The sequence below is a fragment of the Streptomyces sp. HD genome, assembly GCF_028369295.1.
GTDB lineage: Bacteria > Actinomycetota > Actinomycetes > Streptomycetales > Streptomycetaceae > Streptomyces.
Map to the genome: position 1 here is coordinate 225283 of NZ_JAQMYP010000006.1, position 14944 is coordinate 240226.

Consider the following 14944-nt stretch of genomic DNA (forward strand, 5'->3'; position numbering starts at 1 on the left):
GGTGCTCCTGGTCGATGGGTCGTGAGTTGCTGGGTGTGTCGTTATGGCCGGACGTAGTCGCTGCGCGCTTCCAGGCCCTCCCTGGAGAGGGTGAAGTTCTGTTGGTACGAGCCCGGACGCAGGTTGTGCGTCACGGACTTGACGAAGTAGTCGCCGTCGTACGCCCGTCCCGAGCCGCGTACGCCGACGAGCTGGCGCGGCTGGAGGATGTAGCCGTGTCGGATGACGTCGAGCGAACCGGACCCGGAGACGACGTCCGCGGACACGGCGGCCCGGGCGAGGAGCTCGGCCTCGGCCTGCTCGCGCTGCTGCTTGGCCGTGCCGGCCAGCGTCCTGCGCTTGAGGGCGGGGGTGGGCCGCTTGCCGAGGGGCGGGCGCAGGGGGCTGATGGACGGCTGCGGCAGCAGGGCGGACTGCCGGGTCTCGGGATTCTGCCAACGGGCCTGCGGCTCTTCGCGCGCGGTGCCGTCGTAGGCGAACGTCAGCTGGTCGACGGTGGAGTTGGCGTCCATGTTGACGCTTAGGGCGTGCTGGCGGATGCCGAGACGGAGCTCCGGCCCCCAACGGGCCGAGGACTGACCCGGGTTGGGCCCTGGCTCCAGATAGAAGGTGTAGCCGTTCGCCCGCGCGAGCTCGGTGACGTACTGCAGGTCGGTCTGCGTCTGGTAGTGCACGCGCAGGTCCTGGTGCGGGGGCTGGGCGACCTTCTCGTTGTAGACGTCGGGCCGGATGCCGTAGTCGGAGTAGCGGCGCAGGATGGCGAGCACCCGCTCGGAGGGCGGGAGGTTCGGGTACCGGGCGGTGCGCTCCTCCAGGTCCATGAGGAGGGTGAGGTCCTCGCCGGTGACGGTGAGGGTGGAGTGGCCGGGCTGGTTGCTGGCGCCGACCTCGTGCCGGACGACGAGCCCGTCGAAGAGGACGTCGGGCGTGCCCTTCACCGAGACGGTGACGATGATCCGCGTCTTGGGGTCGAAGAACCCTTCCGGCAGCAGCCGTCGGCTGATGATCCCGTTCTTGGTGAGGTCAAAGGCGAGCTGGAACCCGCTCCGCTCCCCCGCCGTGGCCGTGATCTGGGCGGACAGCAGGGCCTCGGTCACCTCGGCCGGGACGGGCCGGGCGAGCTTGGGCCCCATGAGGAGCGTGATGTGGACGGGGCCCTGCCCCACGGGCAGATCAAACACGCCGGTCACCCCTGCCGCCCGGGAACCCGCCGGCGAGCGGGATGTCGATGACGCGCCCGGCTTCGTCGGTCAACTCCCGTGGATCGAGTACGGGGTTGGCGTCGGCAATCTGCCACCACTGGTCCGGATCGCCGAAGTAGCGCTGCGCGAGCAGGTCGGGGCGCTCGCCGGCGCCGACGGTGTGGGGGTGGGTGAGGTCGCTGTCGGGGCCGGTCGGGTCGAGCGGGGGCAGCAGGCGGCGCTTGGTGTACCGCACCTCGGTCCCGTCGGGCTGCCGATGGATCCCGATCTCGGCGTCGTGATACCGGCTGGTGCGGGGGTAAGGATGCGCACCCGGGATGGCGTCCAGGGCGTTCTCGTAGGGCTCGATCTCGGCCATGGGTGTCTCCTCAGCCCCTTCCGGTCATGACATTGGTGCCGGTGCCGATTCCACCGAGCCCCATCGAGCCGAGGCTGCCGCCGCGAGCCGCCGCGGCGAGCCGCTCCTTCTGGGCGAGGTGGGCCATGTACAGGTCTGCACCCCGGTGACCGGCAGGCAGATCGCTGACGGTGAGGATCTTCATGCCGATGCTGAGGGAGGCGCGGATCGGATTGAGATTCACGTCGAAGGCCGACTCATTGACGGAGAGTTCGGTGAGCCGGACCGGCATCACGCGCTTGCTCCCCCAGGTGAACAGCGTCAGCGGCATCTCGATCGGACTGATCTCGATGGCGCCCTTCTGCGACAGCTTGCTCGCGGCCCGGAGTTGCGCGACGGTCGGCTGCACCAGCATTTCGAGGGTCGCGAGCTGCGGGTGGATCCCGTCGGGCGCGGCGACCTCGAACTGGTCGGTGGCGTCGATCTCGGCGGTGAACTTCCAGGTCTCCTGGGCAGGACCCTTGAGGCGAAGCGCCTCGTTGCGGTCACCACTACCGGCCCCGCCACCTCCGGCGTCGCCGCTGTCCCCGGCGGACTGGGGGGCGACGCTGCGCTCCAGGGTGTCCGGGTTGAACTGCAGGACGATGATCCGCTGGGGGGTGCCGGTGTCGGGGTTGACCACGACTATTCCGGAGCGGATGGGTTTGGGGATGTCGGCGTAGCGGGTCATGCACCTACTCCATTCACGTTCAGGCCCAATGAACTAGACATCCTCGCCGCGCCTATTCTTCGCTGCCTCGAATGCCAGCAAAATTTGCTTCCTGATTCCGTCGACATCGTGGGATGACCAGGAACCTATGACTTCTTCAACCGTCGAGCGATGGGCATCCAGGTAGTAGCCAATGAGGAGGGCGAGCGCCTCGACCTCCAGTTCCTTGTGCGGCAAGCGAGCGACCCTGGCCAGGATCTCCCCCACGTCGGCATTCTGCACGTGATTGAAGGCGAGGAGTGCGTCAACCCGGTCCTTCATCCTCCTGGATTCATCGAAGATGACTTCCGCAATAACATCGACCAGTTGGGCATCGGGGGGGTCCACATCGTCCGAATCAAGCAATGCGGCACCGGCCGCCCAAAGAGCGGCACCGAACACCTCAGGAGAGTTGTCGGCTCTCAGCACCGCAGAGATGACGCTTGCGTCACTGGAATCCCCAAGGTCTCCCAGGACACGCAAAGCGCTAGCGTGATTCAGCCCAACATCGCCACCCTCGGCATCCCCGGCATCCCTGGGCGGATAGGGCGGCATGGTCAGCACCCGGCGGGCAACTTCCAGGACGGTCGACTCATATTCCTCGTACGGATGAGGCCCGCCGAACCGGGTCAGCGACTGCTCATACCGATAGTGATCAAGAGCTACCCCGACAGCGACGACCGAGTCACTCTGCAGCAGCTCCAGGAATCCGTCGACCCCAACCGTCCCGGAGGCGAGGCGGGCACGAACCTCGTCAAGATGGGCGTCCTGGGTGCCGTATGCAGCCCAATAGAACGAATCAAATGTCATTTCACCCACGCGGTCCTCTCACCTCCAAGATGGCTTCCTTCGGTATGCTCCCGTGAATCAAAATCTCCTGAGTTCGCACGACATCCTGCAGCGCCTGCCGCTCACCCTTGCCTAGTTCCGCGAGCCCCCAACGCTCCTGGTCTGCGGCATTCGTGAGGTCGAATATCTGACTTGGCGACACATGGAGGAGGTCGATTTTGACCGATCCATACTGGCCACCGAGCGGATCACCCTTCGGGTTCCTCAACTCCCCGACCGGCAGCTTCGAGGTCGAGAAGAAGGGAGTCACCCGCTTCGCCGGGTCCCTCCTGTTTCTTCTGCCCCGCCGACCCCCACCAGACTCCGACTGGGGGCCGAGGACGTGCTCCTTCACCTGTCCAGGCGTGGCCGCCAGGTCAGGCATTTCGGCCGAGAGCCCGTCGCGCTTGGGACGTTTGTCCCGCTCGGCAAGATTTCGCTCAACTTCGCGAGGAACGAAGCTTCCGGACTCACTCTTGACATATTGCCTGCCACCGCGGTCCATGTACGCAGTCTGCTTCCCCTGCCTTGCGACGACCGTCATGTCGTCTTCCCGCAGCCTGCGCCGAAACTGACCGATTGCGGTCTTCTCCGCCTTCCCTTGGATGTTGCGCGGGTTGTCATATATCAAAACGACGCTGTTCGGCGCCCTTTCTAGCCAGGCATCCTTCTTCCTGAACTGCCCGACCTCCGGGTTCCACTCAAGCTTTCCCTTTCCAGATCCACCATCCCCCTGCCGGCCACTCGAATCCGTTGAGTGCGCGACTCGATTACCCCCCTGGCCTCCGCCACCACTATGACTTTGTGCACCACCCAGCACGCTGTCTCCGATGACCTTGACCTTTTCAACTATCGCTTCCAGCGTAAGGCTTCCAGACACTTCAGCCTTGATCCGATCACGCAACTGGAGCGTCACCTTGTCCTCGGCACCGAGGGGAAAGACTTCGAACTCCCCCTCCGCCGCAATGGCGGTGGGATTGAGTGTCGCGACAACACTGAAGTCTTCTTCACCCTTGGCAGCAAGACTCGTGAGCCGATTCCAAACGCGCATCGCTGCGAGCGTCGCGTTCAGTACTGGTGCGGGCAGACCCTTGTCCAGCAGCCGTTTCAATTTGGGACGGATGCGCGCCACGATCTTCCGGAGCCGCTCGTCCTTCGACTCCTTGGAATTCTCGTCCTTCTTCTGCTTGCCCTTGTCCGTTTTGGACTTGGGCCGGCCGGGACCGCTCTTCTCAGGCTTGGGCTTGGTCTTGCCAGGGCCCCGCCGGTCCGGCTTGGGCTTGGTCTTGTCCGGCTTGGGCTTGGTCTTGTCCGGCTTCGGACTGCCAGAGCCGTCCTTGTCCCGCCCGTCCTTTCCAGGCCTGGTGGTGTCTGGGCCGTCCTTGTCCCCCTTCGGACCGGACTTGCCCGGAGCGTCCTTACCTTCGCCCTTCGGTTTGTTGGCGTTGGGATCCTTGGGCTTGCCCGTGTAGTCCTTGTCGTCCTTCGGCTTGGGCGTACCCGCGTCTTTGTCGTCTCTCGGCTTGTCCGATGCCTTGTCATCAGAGGGCTTCGGCTTCGTGTCCGGGTCGGACTTCGGCTTGGCCGGCGGTTCCGCCTTCGGTTTCGGCTTCGGCGGTGCCGTCGGCCTGGTGTCCGGCTTCTCGTCCTTGTCCTTCGGCCGGCCGTTCTTGTCCTTGGTCGGGGCCGGAGGCGTGGGCTTCTTGATGTCGCCCGGAGTCCTGGGCTTCCCGGGGACGGCGCCGTCCTTGCCCTGCCCCGGCTTCGGGGCCATAGCAGTCTGCGTCTTCGCGTCCGGGCCCGGCTTCTTCATCGGGTCGGTCTCGGGCTTCTTGTCGCCGGCCTTGTCGTCCGAGCCGTCGCCCCCCGCGCTCTTCCCTCCGCCCGGCTTCTCCCCCTTGCCCTTGCCGCCCAGCTTCGCGGCGATGGACTTGAAGCGTCGGCCGATCTTCGCCACGTACTTGCCGATGCCACTCAGCAGGGCCTCGTAGGCGAGTTCGAGCAGGGCGACGATGCCCGCGGCGACCGCCTTCGCGAACAAGATGCCCGCGCCGCCGCTGCGGACCGCCTTCAGCCAGTCGAGGACCGCGCCCATCGCGCGGAGGATTTCGCCGAGGGCGCCGATGGCTGTGCGGATGGCGTCGATGACGGCCATGACCCAGCCGGCGCCGGGGATGAGTTTGGCGATGACCTTGGTGATGACGATCTCGCCGATGATGAAGGGGAGTTGGGGGACGATGGCGTCCCAGGTCTCCTTGACGATCTGTTCGAGGGTGATGCCGCCCTTGATCAGTTTGTCGAGGATGGCCTTCGGGACGCCGATGATCTCCTCGATCTTGGATTGGAACCATTCCTTGACGGCAGCCTTGACCTCCCGGAACAGGTGGTTCTTCGCACCGTCCACCGCGGAGTTCTTCGCGCCGCTCAGCCAACCGCCCGGGTCGGAGAGGAAGTCGACGGCGATGAGCATGAAGTCGCCCAAGGCGTTCAGCAGTCCGGCGGCGAAGTCCAGGACCGCCTTCACCGCGTCCACGATGGCCTTGATGACATCCAGAAGGGCTTTCTTCAGGATGTCCAGGATGCTGCTCAGCAGCTTGCCGATGGCGTCCAGCAGGTCGCTGATCGCCTGCTTCAGCGCGGTGGCCAACCTGTTGACGAGTGCGATGGCCGCATTGATCAGCGATGTGATCAGGTTCCGGATGCGCTTGGCCAGGTCGATGACGGCCCGCACCATCGCCTTCGCGAACTCGATCAGATCCTTGATCAGGTTCTTGATCGCGTCGACGATGGCCTTACGAGCTGCGTTGATCCAGTCCTCGACGTTCTTCTTGAAGTCGCGAATGAAGGTGATGACCGCGTCGCGAGCGTCACGGATGACCTTGACGATCGCGTTCTTGATCTCGATGACCTTCTGCTTGATCCAGTCGAAGGCCTTCGACAGCCAGTTGCCCGAGTCCTCGGCAGCGGTGTTCTTCTTCTGGTCCGCCTCCTTCTCCGCGTTGTCGGCCTTGTCCTTGATCTTCTTGTCGCTGCCCTCCTTCTCGGTGTCGACCTTGTCGTCTGTCTTCTTCTCCTCGTCCTTGACGTCCTGGCGGACCTTCTCCTGCCGGTCCGTCTTCTTGTCGCCGAGGCCCTTGAGCTCCTTGTCCTGCTCCGTGCGCCAGTCCTCGCGCTGCGCGGTGACATCGGCCATCGCCTTGTCGCGCTCGCCCGCCTGGGTTTCGGTATTGGTCTTGATCTCGGCGTCGACCTGCTGCTTGTGCTTCGCCTGCGAGTCACGGAAGTCGCGGTCCTTGGCCTGACGCCCCTCGGAGACGCCCTTCTGGCCCTCGCTGAACGCGGCCTGGAACTGCGGCCCGCGCTCGTGCTCCGCCACCTCGGACGCCGCCTCCGGCGGTACGGCACCGGTCGCGCCCCCGCCCTTGACGGCGACTCCCTCGCCGCCGCCCCCCTGGCCCGGCACCTTCGCGGACATCTGCTCCTTGGGAGCGTTGGGGTAGACCTGGTCCTCGCCCATCCCGCGACCGGCGTCGTCCTGAGCCGTCCCGATGGTCTCCTGACCCTTGGCGTCGACGTTGCCGCCCTGCTCGCCGGACGCCTGCTCGGCGCCGCCCTGCATCTCGACGCCCGGCGCGTTGCCGGCCTGTGCCTTCTTGAGCGCCTCGTCCTTGGTCGGCAGGCCGGCGAACTTCGCGGCCAACTCCTGGGGATCCACGACGGGTTCGTCGGCGCCGAAGAGGCTCGCGACCCCGTTCACGATCTTGCCGCCGATGAAGCCCAGGGCCATCTTGAAGGTGTCCCAGCCGCCCGGCTCCTCGGCCTTCTCCGCCTCGATCTGGCCTTCGGGCTCTTTCCCGCCGGTGACCTCGGCGTTCTCCTGGTCCGGCGGCTGCGCCTCCGCGGCCGCATCCTGCGAGTACTCGGCCGGGGCGTCCGTCTTCGGCTTGCCCTCCAGGGTCTGGGGCGCACCCGCCGGACGCTGCATGGAGGGCGGCTTGGAGGCGAGCGTCTTGTGTTCGTCGCCGACCGTACGGTCCACGGCGCCGCCCACTCCGCCCATGGCCTGAAGTGCCTTGTGCGGCTTGAGTTTCGAGGCGGTCGACAGGCCCGCCTCCGGGGAGACCCCCGAGAGGTTCGGGGCCGGGCCGGAGTCCTTCTTGCCCTTTCCACGGGCCGGGGCGGCCGCCCCACCGCCACCACCACCACCACCGCCACCGCCACCGCCCGAGGATCGGCCGGACGAAGGCGCCGCCTTCGGCGCAGGCGCGGTCTCCGGCGCACCCTTGGCCTGGGGAGCGGCCTTCGGCGCGGGCGCGGCGGCGGACTCCTGGGCGACGGGCGCGGACTTGGGCGCCACGGCCGCAGCCGGAGCCTCCGTACGTGCCGCCGGAGCCTCCGTACGACCACTGGCTTCGGGCGCACTCCCCTGCGTCCCGCCGTCCGACGCGGCCCTCTCCGACGCGCCGCCCGTGGCACCCGTGGCTCCTGCGGCAGCAGTCCCGCCGGACGCACCCGAACCACCCGGCCCGCCCGTGCCTCCCGCGGCCCCTGCCGGGTCCTGCGCTGCAGCCGCGCCCTGCGAGCCGGCGGCCTCCGAACCGGCACCGCCCCCCGACTCCTTCGCGCCCTCCTTGCCTCCGGCTTGGGCGCCCCCGGCTTCCGCTCCCCCGGCCTCGGCCTGTGCGGACCTGCCTCCCGCCGCCTGCTGCGACTCCTTCTCCGGCGCCGCCGCGGCCTTGTCGCCGCCCGCCGCCGTGCCCTTCTCCTCCTTGGCCGCCGGCTCCTTGGCCGCGCCGCCGCCCTCGGACTTCCCGTCCGTCTTGCCCGGCGCCTCCTGAACCGTCGTCTGCGCCGCGACCGCCCCGACCTTCGGGTCGTCGCCCGTCTTCGGATCCCGGGACGCCGTGCCCGGCGTGAGCGGCGCCGCGGCCTGCTCCAGGGCGAGGCCGCCGAACCCACCGTCGCTCTGCGGCCCGCCCTCGGTCTCCGGCGCCGCCGACGAATCCGTCTCCTCGGCCAGGTCCTCGTCCTCGGGTTCGGCTTCCGCCGCCTCGTCCTCGGCGTCCTCCGCGTCCCGCTGGGCCTGCACCTCGTCGGCCCTGGTCGGCGGTGGGGCGGGGAAGGACGGAACGGCTGGGGCGGTGGCCGAGGACGGATCCAGGTCGTCGGCCGTCGGAACGCCGGAAACATCGAGATCCTGCTTCGGCAGGAAGTCCTCGGGCTGGAGCTTGATGTCCCAGGCGCTCGGCTCCTCGCCGCCGACCTCGACCTCCGAATCGCTGCCTGCGCCGAAGGGATCCTCCTCGGACTGCTCGTCCAGCCCCTCGACGTCCTGGTTGCGCTTCCCCTCCAACGTGCTGAACCTGCCCGGCAGTTGGGTGTCCTTGCCGGAGGCGGCCGGTGCGCCCTTGGGCTTCTCCTGGCCCCGCTTGTCCTGCTGCTTCAGCTGTTGGCCCGCCACCATGGCCTCGGCCGCGCCCGGCCGGTTCTTCGCCGCGGACTCCTCCTTGCTCGCGGCGGGCGCCTGCTCCTGCTCGGTGGCCTCCTTGCCGGCCTTCTCCTTGCCTCCCCCCGAGTCCTGGGACTTCTTCTCGCCGCCCGGCTGCCCGCCCTGCGGCTTCCCGCCGGAGGCCGAGGAGGCCGGGGAAGCCGGGGACTGTTCCTTTTGGTCCTTCTGAGCGGGCGCCGACGCCGCCTGCCCGGCCCCTCCCCCAGCGGACTGAGAGGCCGCGGCAGATCCCGAACCGGACGACCCCGCCCCCGAACCCGATCCCGCCCCCGACTGCGTCCCGCGCGGCGCCCCGCCTCCCTGCGGAGTCGTCCCGTGCTCCGGCGTACCACCGTTCTGCGGAGTACTGCCGGCCGCGCCCTCCTCGTCGGCCTCGTGGGCCCGCTCCTTCTCCGGCCCGGGCGCAAGTGCGGGGCGCCCTTCCTCCGCCTTCCGCTCCTCCGCGTCCCGGCGCCCGTTCTCGCGCTCGGTGCGGACCTGTTCCGCGACGTCCGGCTCGACCTGGGGCGCGTCGTGCGCGTTGCGTTCCAGGGCCTCGGCATGGTCGTCGTACGCCTCGACCTCGTCGACCAGGTCGAGCACCCGGTCGTGCTCGGGGGCGAGCAGCCGGTTCTCCAGCCGTACGAGGACGCCGTCGAGCAGTTCCTCGGGAAGTCGGGCGAGTTGCTTGCGGGTGCGGTGGGACAGGTCCTCGGGGTCGCCGCGCAGGGAACGTACGAGGGAGTTGGCCACGCGGTCGACGAGGGTCGCCGGGTCCATGGCCTCGGTGCGGTTGCGATCGGCGTCGACGGTGGCGTAGCGCAGCCAGCCGGGGGTGGCCTGGTCCTGGTCGACGGCCGCCGTCTCCGGCCGGGACTCCGGCTGCGCTACGAGATCCTGGGCCGTCGACTCCGCCTCCCGCTCGATCGCCTGTTGCGGCAGGCTGACCGCGCCCAGCTCACGCCCGGCGCGCAGGGTGCCGAGGCCGTGCGGGTTCTGGACGGTGTGCAGGAGCTCGTGGGCGAGGAGGCGGCGGCCCTCGTCGGTGCCCGGTTTGAAGGCGCCCGCGCGGAAGAAGATGTCCTGGCCGACCGCGACCGCGTCCGCGCCGAGGAGGTCGGTCAGCTGTCCGGCGTCGCGGTCGGTGTGCAGGCGTACGCGGCTGAGGTCGTGGCCGAGCTGTTCCTCCAGCTCCCGGCGCACGCCGGGGTCGAGGGGCTGGCCGGCGCCGCTGACGATGTCCTTGGGTTCCGGGGTGCGGGACTGGGCGGCGCGTTCCCTGCGCTTGCGGCGGCGCTGTTCGGCCGTCTTTTCCGAACGGGCGTCCTGCGCTTGGGAGTTGCTCATCGCGTCACCTCCCCGTGACCGCTGAGCCCTTCGTGCACGACGCGGGCCAGCTCCTGGCCGAGGCGGCGGGCGGACAGCCCGGTCGGCAGGGGCGGGAGGCCCGTGAGGGCGTCGACGGTGAGGGCACCGTCGGCGGCCAGCGGAACGCCGTGCGCGCGGACCAGACGCGACAGCTCCTGTTCGAACGCGGCGGAGACCCGTTCGGGGTCGACCCGGAAGCCCTGAAGGGCCAGTTCTCCGATCTCCACACGGATCTCGCGGGGAGCCTCGTCGTGAGCGTTCGTGTTCACACCCATCCGCGTCACACCCATCCACGGACCTCCGTCGGCGTCAGGGAACGCTCCAGCTTCAGATACTCCGTGCGGGCCGCCGCGAGCATGTGCCGCATCTGGAGGCGGTCGCCCTCCTCGGCCGCGAGGAAGGCTCCGGACAGCGCGATGTTGCGAATCGAGCCGCCCGCGACGGTGAGTTGGGCGAGGAGGCCGGGGTCGATGCCCTTGAGCGGGGCCCGGGACGGCAGCACCCGGCGCCAGATCTCGGCGCGCTCGTGCTCGGCCGGGAAGGGGAAGTCGACGACGAAGCGGATGCGGCGCATGAAGGCGGTGTCGAGTGCCTTCTTCATGTTGGTGGTGAGGATGGCGAGGCCGCGGTAGGCCTCCATCCGCATCAGCAGGTAGCTGACCTCCAGGTTGGCGTACCGGTCGTGGCTGTCCTTGACCTCGCTGCGCTTGCCGAACAGGGCGTCGGCCTCGTCGAACAGCAGCAGCGCGCCGCCGCGTTCGGCGGCGTCGAAGACACGGCGCAGGTTCTTCTCGGTCTCGCCGATGTACTTGCTGACGACCTGCGAGAGGTCGATGACGAACAGGTCGAGGCCGAGCTCCCTCGCCATGACCTCGGCAGCCAGCGTCTTGCCGGTGCCTGAGCCGCCCGCGAACATCGCGGTGACTCCGAGGCCGCGGCGCAGAGTGCCGGCGAAGCCCCACTCCTGGTGGACGGTGGCCCGCTGCCGTACGTGCGCGACAATCTCGCGCAGCACGTTCAACTGCCGCTCGTGCAGCACCAGATCGTCCCAGCCGGCCTCCGGCTCGATCCGGCGGCCCAGCTCGTCCATGCCGACGCGGGCCTCCTCAAGACCGGCCCGCCAGGCGAGTTGAGCGGCGTCCAGCTCGTCCTCGTACGGCAGCCGGCGGCGTACGGTCGTGGCGGCGGAGCGTACGACGTGCGGTGGGAGCTGGAACTGCGCGACCAGGGAGCGCAGCTCGCCGTCGTCCAGGTCGGCGACCGGGTGGAACGCCTGCGCCCACAGGTCGACCTGCTCCTCGTCGTCCAGACGCGGCACCACCACCCGTGCGCCGTGCGCGCGCTCGGTGCGCAGCGGGTCCTCGCTCGACACCACGACCGGTACGGCCGCCCCGGCCAGGAACGCGTCCGTCGCCGCCCGCTGGTCGCGGTCCAGATCACCGACCTCGACCAGCAGCGCGGCGGGCAGCAGGATCGCCTCGCGCTGCCACAGCCGGGCGAGCCGGTCGCGTTCGGCGGGGTCGGTCGGTACGTCCTCGGCGCCCATGGCGTACAGCCCCAGCCCGGACCGCGCGGCGGCCGCGGCGGCGATGTCGGCCCGGCTGCGCAGATCACCGCCGGTCACCTCGACGAGCAGCGGCGCGTCCGGGCTCGCCCCCGTCGTCCAGCCCTCGGCGGCCCGGCTCGCGGCCACGTCGTACGACGGCGGCAACTGCTCCGGCACCGGCGTGCGGCGCAGGCGGCCGTGCAGCCGGGCGTCCAGGTAGGGCGAGCCCAGCAGGAAGTGCAGAATCCGCTCGTCCAGGCGCAGTCGGGAGGTCGTCAGCCGGGATTCGTCGTCCAGCTCCACGATCCGCCAGCGGCGCAGCGGTGCCACGGGCGTGAGCGCGCTCCAGTGCGGTTCGGCGAGGGCGGCCAGGGCGAGGGAGAAGGTCGGGTACGCCCGCTGCGGGTCACCGCTGGCGGCGGCGCAGCGGGCCGCTGTCGTGGGGTCCAGCTCGTCGGCGGCGGTGAGGAGGATGACGTCGCGTTCGAAGGCGGTGAGGCCGAAGCAGCCGACGAGGGCGTCGAGGGGGGCGGTGCCGGGAGAGGCCAGTGGGGCCGGGCTCGCGGAACTCGCCGAACCGGCGGCACTCGGCGCGCCGGGCCGCGAGGCGCCTGACTGTGGGGCGTCGGACTGCAGGGCGTCGGACTGACCGGCACCGGCCGCGTGGGCGTCGATGCGGGACAGGACACGCCGTATCTCCTCGGTCAGCGTCACGCCCACGTCGCGTCCGCCCGGCGTCGCCGAAGCACCCGCCGTGCTCGTGCCCGTACCCGCGCCTGTGCCCGCCGTGCCCGGCTGGTTCGTCCCCATGTCTTCACCTGCCCCCGTGGTCCCCATGCCGCCTCAGCTCTCGTTGCCTTCGGCCCCACCGTCCGCCTGCGCGCCACGCTCGGGCCCGCCCGGCTTCGCCGGTTTGCCCGTCTGTGCCGTCTTACGGCCGCGCGCCGGAGCCTTGGTGGGCGACTTGCCGGGGGTCTTGGCCGCGGACTTGGCCGGAGTGGACGCCGACTTGGCGGGCGCCTTCGCCTGCGTCCTGGCGACGGCCTTCGTGGGCGGCTGGGGTTCCCGTACGGCCGATGACGCGTCAACCGCCCTGCCCGAGCCGTTCACTGATGCCCCGTCGGTCACTGCCTCCGGCCCGGTTCCCGCCCCCGGCGGAACCGGCGCTCCAGGCGCCCCGAACGGCAGTACCCGTACCTCCGGCCGTTCCACGGGCTTCGCCGGTACCGGTGTCTGGCGACCCTCGATGAAGATCAGGGACGCCTGGTAGACCACCGACAGCGAGTACGGCGTCTGGTAGAGCATCCCCCACAGCTTCGACGTCTCGTCGATGTCCATCACCGTCGGCGAGAACCTCACGCGCTGTGCCGCCTCCGCGAGGTCGCTGCCCGTCAGATACGGCTTCTCACCGGCCTGTTCGATGACGTCCTTCGGCAGGATCGGGATCTCGTGCAGGGTGCGCACGACGGCGCCGATCAGCCGCTGCCCGACCAGCTCCGTCTCGTCGCCGTACGCGCTGATCAGGTAGTGCAGGTCCAGTGCGGCGGCCGGGCGTTTGACCAGCGTGCCGTCCGAGGCTCGGGTCGGCAGGTCGTTGTTGCGCATCGCCGTGTTGGGCGTGACCTGGTACAGGAACACGTTGATGGTGGGCTGGTCCGGCGGTTCCGCCGGCGGCTTGCGCGGTTCGACCTTGACGGCCTCGCCGAACTCCGGGCCCATGTTGGATTCCAGCAGCAGGGCGAGGGCCTGGGTGACATGGGCGATGGCGAGTGCGTTGCTCATGAAGTCGGTTCCTCGGTTCCTCGGTCCGTCATGTCACTCCCGCCCTCGCGCCAGGTACTCCGCCAGGCTCAAGGTCGCCCCGGAACGGCCCGTCGTGGACGTGCGCTGCCTGCCGCCACCGGACGGCGCCGGTCCCGCCGTCACCTCCAGCCGCCCGATCTGCACCTGGACCACCTGCTCGGGCGCTTTCCCGGGCCGCCGGGCCGCGGCCTGTCGCACGGCGTCCCGGGCCGCCGCCGTGTCCGCGGCGCTGGGCCGCAGGGGGGATGACACGGCGGCGGGGGTAGCGGCGTCCGCACCCGGGGGGATGGGCACGGACGCCGCGCTCTGGGGGGAGCCCCGCTCCGGACGGCCCCGGCCCACCGCACGCTGTGCGGCGTCGGGCGCCGGGCGCGGGCCCGTGGTGACCGGCGCGACGGGGCGCAGCAGCGGTGCTTCGGGCAGGGCCCTCGGGGCGGGCCGTGCCGGGTCGGCCGGGGTGTGTTCGGTGCGTACGACCGTCCGTTCACGTTCCGTGTGCAGCCGGGCGGCGGGCTGCACGGGACGCGGCTCCGCCGTCTGCCGGGTGTCGGAGGGCGTGGTGGAAGGCCACAGCAGGTCGGTGCCGTCGTCCGGTTCGGCCGCCGTGGCCCGTACCGCCTCCACCCGTTCGAACGGGCCGGGCAGCCGTGGACGTACCCGCACCACGTCCGGGCGAGGACCGGCGGCGGCCGGGGCGTGCCGGGCGATCAGCCGGTCGAGGAAGTCGGGCACCGGTGCCCCGTCGGTGTCAGACATCCGCACACAGCTCCAGGTAGTAGCGGCGCCGCAGCGGGCTGAGCGCCAGGATCTCCGGCTCGCTCCAGCCGTACGAGGTGGCGAGCAGATGGACGTCGAGCAGCAGGTCCCGTGCCCAGGCGTCCAGTTCGGTCCACAGGTAGGAGGCGATGTCGAGCTCGGCCCGGGTGGCCGCACCGCACTCGGGGCAGGCGATGTTGAGTGTCACGTCGGCCCCCGGGTCGGCAGCCTCGACGGCCTCGGCGATCCGGCGCTGGACCGGCACGGGCAGGTCACCGGCGCCGACGGCGGCACCGTCGCGCGTCGCCGAGACCAGGCAGCGGGCGAGCAGGGCCATACGCGGGTCTGCCGCCCGTGCCGCCGCAGTCAGGTCGGCGACACCGGGCAGCCGGAACTCGACGTCCCAGCCGCCTTGTTGGACCCGTACGACGGACCCGGCCGACCCGACGGACCGGCCAGACCCGGCCGATCCGACAGACCGGCCAGACCCGGCGGGCCCGGCCTGCCCGACAGTCCCGGCGGACGAGTCGCCCCCGTCCATCGGATCCACCGAACCGCCCCGCCCGCCCAGCGACCGTGCGAACTCCCCGGCGTCCAGGTCGAACTCCATGTCCTCCCCGCACGCCTGGCAGCCCAGCCGCACCTGCATCCGCTCTCCGAACAGGGCGCGGCGCAGCGCGAACAGGTCGGACTCGCGCTCCCCCACCGGCAGCACCGGCAGGGCCGCGCCGTCGACGTCCGGGCGCGCCGTGCGGTGCAGCAGCAGAGCGCGCCCGGACGGTGCTTCGGCGAGGCCCGCCTCCCAGGTGGCCAGCAGTTCGGCCGCCCCGGTGATCGCCATCGTCTCCCCCCGCTTCCCTCAACCGGT

General features: G+C 70.1%; 10 protein-coding genes. All 10 read right to left on the minus strand.

Annotated features, from left to right (window positions below):
- Positions 1-41: 41 nt before the first annotated feature.
- From POF73_RS08700 to POF73_RS08745, 10 genes are read right to left on the minus strand one after another with little or no spacing between them, the layout of a single operon-like run.
- The gene (locus POF73_RS08700; protein ID WP_272113953.1) at positions 42-1181 is read right to left on the minus strand and encodes a hypothetical protein; all 1140 of its coding nucleotides are present in this window, start codon (positions 1179-1181) and stop codon (positions 42-44) included.
- Positions 1174-1560: a hypothetical protein gene (locus POF73_RS08705; protein ID WP_272113954.1), complete on the minus strand. Its 387-nt coding sequence runs from the start codon at positions 1558-1560 to the stop codon at positions 1174-1176. The genes POF73_RS08700 and POF73_RS08705 overlap by 8 nt, the downstream gene beginning before the upstream one ends.
- Positions 1561-1570: 10 nt before the next feature.
- Positions 1571-2269 (minus strand): hypothetical protein, encoded by a 699-nt coding sequence (locus tag POF73_RS08710; protein ID WP_272113955.1) that lies wholly within the window; start codon positions 2267-2269, stop codon positions 1571-1573.
- A 33-nt stretch (positions 2270-2302) separates the two neighbouring features.
- On the minus strand, positions 2303-3106 hold the full coding sequence (locus POF73_RS08715; RefSeq protein ID WP_272113956.1) for a hypothetical protein: 804 nt from the start codon (positions 3104-3106) through the stop codon (positions 2303-2305).
- Entirely contained in the window at positions 3099-9950 is a 6852-nt protein-coding gene (locus POF73_RS08720; RefSeq protein WP_272113957.1) for an eCIS core domain-containing protein, read from the minus strand. The genes POF73_RS08715 and POF73_RS08720 overlap by 8 nt, the downstream gene beginning before the upstream one ends.
- Positions 9947-10246: a hypothetical protein gene (locus tag POF73_RS08725; protein ID WP_272114004.1), complete on the minus strand. Its 300-nt coding sequence runs from the start codon at positions 10244-10246 to the stop codon at positions 9947-9949. The genes POF73_RS08720 and POF73_RS08725 overlap by 4 nt, the downstream gene beginning before the upstream one ends.
- A gap of 5 nt (positions 10247-10251) precedes the next feature.
- Complete coding sequence (locus POF73_RS08730) at positions 10252-12327, minus strand: ATP-binding protein (protein WP_272113958.1); 2076 nt, start codon at positions 12325-12327, stop codon at positions 10252-10254.
- Between the two features lie 33 nt (positions 12328-12360).
- Positions 12361-13299: a DUF4255 domain-containing protein gene (locus POF73_RS08735; protein ID WP_272113959.1), complete on the minus strand. Its 939-nt coding sequence runs from the start codon at positions 13297-13299 to the stop codon at positions 12361-12363.
- Positions 13300-13332: 33 nt separating this feature from the next.
- The gene (locus tag POF73_RS08740) at positions 13333-14076 is read right to left on the minus strand and encodes a hypothetical protein (protein ID WP_272113960.1); all 744 of its coding nucleotides are present in this window, start codon (positions 14074-14076) and stop codon (positions 13333-13335) included.
- Complete coding sequence (locus POF73_RS08745) at positions 14069-14917, minus strand: hypothetical protein (RefSeq protein WP_272113961.1); 849 nt, start codon at positions 14915-14917, stop codon at positions 14069-14071. Before POF73_RS08745 ends, POF73_RS08740 begins: the two co-directional genes overlap by 8 nt.
- Between the last annotated feature and the right edge of the window lie 27 nt (positions 14918-14944).

Bases quoted from the DNA above. Each gene is read 5' to 3' on its own strand.
- POF73_RS08705 (WP_272113954.1), bottom strand. From the start codon at position 1,560: ATGGCCGAGATCGAGCCCTACGAGAACGCCCTGGACGCCATCCCGGGT.
- POF73_RS08720 (WP_272113957.1), bottom strand. From the start codon at position 9,950: ATGAGCAACTCCCAAGCGCAGGACGCCCGTTCGGAAAAGACGGCCGAA.
- POF73_RS08735 (WP_272113959.1), bottom strand. From the start codon at position 13,299: ATGAGCAACGCACTCGCCATCGCCCATGTCACCCAGGCCCTCGCCCTG.
- POF73_RS08725 (WP_272114004.1), bottom strand. From the start codon at position 10,246: ATGGGTGTGAACACGAACGCTCACGACGAGGCTCCCCGCGAGATCCGT.
- POF73_RS08740 (WP_272113960.1), bottom strand. From the start codon at position 14,076: ATGTCTGACACCGACGGGGCACCGGTGCCCGACTTCCTCGACCGGCTG.
- POF73_RS08710 (WP_272113955.1), bottom strand. From the start codon at position 2,269: ATGACCCGCTACGCCGACATCCCCAAACCCATCCGCTCCGGAATAGTC.
- POF73_RS08745 (WP_272113961.1), bottom strand. From the start codon at position 14,917: ATGGCGATCACCGGGGCGGCCGAACTGCTGGCCACCTGGGAGGCGGGC.
- POF73_RS08730 (WP_272113958.1), bottom strand. From the start codon at position 12,327: ATGGGGACGAACCAGCCGGGCACGGCGGGCACAGGCGCGGGTACGGGC.